Source organism: Stenotrophomonas sp. S49, from assembly GCF_016624905.1.
Taxonomy (GTDB): Bacteria; Pseudomonadota; Gammaproteobacteria; order Xanthomonadales; family Xanthomonadaceae; genus Stenotrophomonas.
Window position 1 is genome coordinate 1 of sequence record NZ_JACVUD010000165.1, and the last position, 2,598, is coordinate 2,598.

Annotated in this window: 2 protein-coding genes; one reads left to right on the forward strand and one right to left on the reverse strand. The window is 66.1% G+C overall.

Going from position 1 to position 2,598, the window contains the following annotated elements; all coding sequences use genetic code 11:
* Positions 1–116 precede the first annotated feature (116 nt).
* On the forward strand, positions 117–404 hold the full coding sequence (locus IAE58_RS19795; RefSeq protein WP_199934082.1) for a HigA family addiction module antitoxin: 288 nt from the start codon (positions 117–119) through the stop codon (positions 402–404).
* 143 nt (positions 405–547) lie between these two features.
* Here IAE58_RS19795 and IAE58_RS19800 read toward each other — a convergent pair whose 3' ends face one another.
* Positions 548–2,593, reverse strand: a complete 2,046-nt coding sequence (locus IAE58_RS19800; protein WP_199934083.1) for a TonB-dependent receptor — start codon at positions 2,591–2,593, stop codon at positions 548–550.
* Positions 2,594–2,598: the final 5 nt, after the last annotated feature.

The following is a 2,598-nucleotide window of genomic DNA, read 5'->3' on the forward strand; positions in this document are numbered from 1 at the left end:
GCGGTGAGGTCCGGGGTCGGATCCCTTTCCGCAGGAAAGGGCTCTGACCCCATCGCACCAGATGCGTCGAACGCCGTCGCTTTGCCCTATTCTGCCAAAGACCCGCGCTTGCCACACTGCCGAATCTTGCGAACGGGCCATTTCATGCGAACCGTCCCTACCCCGCCCCAGGCGAGATCCTGCTGCACGAATTCCTGAAGCCACTTGGCATCACCCAGTACCGATTGGCCAAGACCATTGGCGTGTCGCAGCGCCGGATCGGCGAGATTGTTACGGGCCATCGCGCCGTAACGGCAGACACTGGCCTGCGCCTGTCGCGCTACTTCGGCGTCTCTGACAAGTTCTGGATCGGTCTGCAGGCCGATTTCGATGCGGCGAAGGGAAAAGCGGCGACGGGAGGTTGATCCAGGGTCAGAGCCCTTTTCTGCGAAAAGGGATCTGACCCCGTGCGCGGTGAGGTCCGGGGTCGGATCCCTTTCCGCAGGAAAGGGCTCTGACCCCTGCCGCAGGTCGAGCAAGTTCGACCACTACCGGGTGCGTGGCCGGGTTACAGCTTCATGTTCAGGCCGACGAAGACGCTGCGGCCGGGCGCGGGCGAGAACATCGGGCGGGCGCTGTCCCAGAAGAAGCTGTCGTACCAGGCGTAGGCGTACTCGCGGCCGGTAACGTTCTTCAACTGCAGGTCCACGCTCCAGCGCGGGTTGATCTGGTAGGCGGCGCTGAGATCGAGCACGGCAAAGCCACCGAACTTACCGGCCACGTTGCGCTCTTCCAGGTAGTAGTCGCCCTGCGCGCGTGCCTGCAGGCCCAGCCGCAGTGCGTCGCTGGCCTGGTAATCCGCGCCCAGGTTGCTGATGTGGCGCGGCGTGGCTGCCACTTCGCGGCCCTGCAGGGAAACACTGGCATCGCGGTCGTCGCGGGTGATCTTCGCTTCCTGGTAGGCGTGCGAGGCCCACACGGTCCAGTCATCGCCCAGCTGCAGGCTCAGCTGCGCATCCACGCCACGGCGGCGGGTCTTGCCCAGGGTGACCGTGGTGCCGGTGGCCGGCATGTTGGACACCTCGTTTTCCGCATCCTGCTGCCACACCGCCAGACGCGCCTGCGCGCCCTGGAACGGCTGGAACTTCACGCCCAGCTCCATGCCGGTATTGGTGGACGGCTGCATCGGCGCCTGGCCGGGGGTGAGATAGGCCGGCGCGGTGGACCCGGTGAGCACCTGGAAGGTGCGACCCCAGTTGGCATAGACGTGCGTGTTGGCACCCAGGCTGTGGATCACGCTCAGCTTGGGCTGGCCGATGCTGCCGTAATCCTGCAGGCGGCCGGTGCTGCCATCCATCAAGCGGGTGCGGCCGCTGAAGCGGTCCACGCGGTAGGCCGGCACGATCTTCCAGGCGGTGTTTGGCTGGTAGATGGCCTGCACGTAGGCGCCCCAGTTGTCGAAGCTGTGGCGATCGTTGTTCTGCACCCGCGCCGGCGCCACGCTGAAGTCGGTGGGCTCGGCGTAGCTGTAGCGCTCGCGGATGTAGCCGTTGTCCTGCTGTTCGTAGTTCAGGCCAGCTTCGACGGTGAGCACGGGCGCGGCCTGCCAGGTGAGCGTGCTGATCAGGCCGGCCTGGCGCTCATCCCACACGCGGCGCTGGCGCGGCAGGTTGCCGCTGGGCAGGTCGCTGAAGGTGACGCGGCGGTCGTCTTCGTAGCGGTTGTAGTACAGACGGTTGCCGAAGCTGAGCGCATCGCTGAGCGCCAGATCCAGGTGCGCGGCGATCTGCCGCATGTCACGGTCATCGCCATCGTTGGCATTGCGCAGGTCGCTGCCACGGCGGTGCGTGCGCAGTTCCTCGGCGGTCATGAAGCCCGGTTCGTCGGCTTCGTGGTGGTAGGCGCGCGCGGTCACGCCCACGCGCAGGCCGTCTTCCAGCGAACCGTAGAACCACTTGCCGCCCAGCGCGTACTTCTTCGAGGTGTCGTGGTCGCGGTAGCCATCGCTGGCCTGCTGGCCGATGAAGTAGTTCTGCGCGAAGCCATTGCTTTCACGGCCGATCGCCAGCTGCGCATCGCGGGTGTTGTAGCTGCCGTAGGCCAGCCGCGCGTCGGTGTAGTTGCCGCCCTGGCGGGTACCGAAGTTCACGTTGCCGCCGATGTTGTGCAGCCCGTAGCGCGGGTCGTTGGTGCCGCGCACTACTTCGATGTAGCTGATTTCCAGCGGGAACAGCATGTCGATGAAGCGCTGGTTGCCGCTGTTGACGTTGCTGGGAATGCCGTCGATCAGGGTCTTGATGGCGTTGAGGTAGCCCTCGCCGTTGAAGGCGCGGAAGCTGACCTTGCCCGATTCGGCACCCTGCCGGGTTTCGGTGAGCTGGATGCCGGGCATCTGCCCCAGCAGTTCCCAGCTGTGCGAGACGTTGCGGTCTTCGATCTGGTCTGCGCCCAGCACGTCCACCGAGGTCAGCACCTGGTGGGCGCTCAACTGGCCTTCGCTGTGCTGGTGCACGTCGACCTTGCCCAGGGTGAGCGCGGCGTCGGCCGATTGCGCGAAGGCATCGGGGGCGAAGGGAGCGGCCGCGAGGGCAGCGACCAGGGTGGGGGTCTTCATGGGGG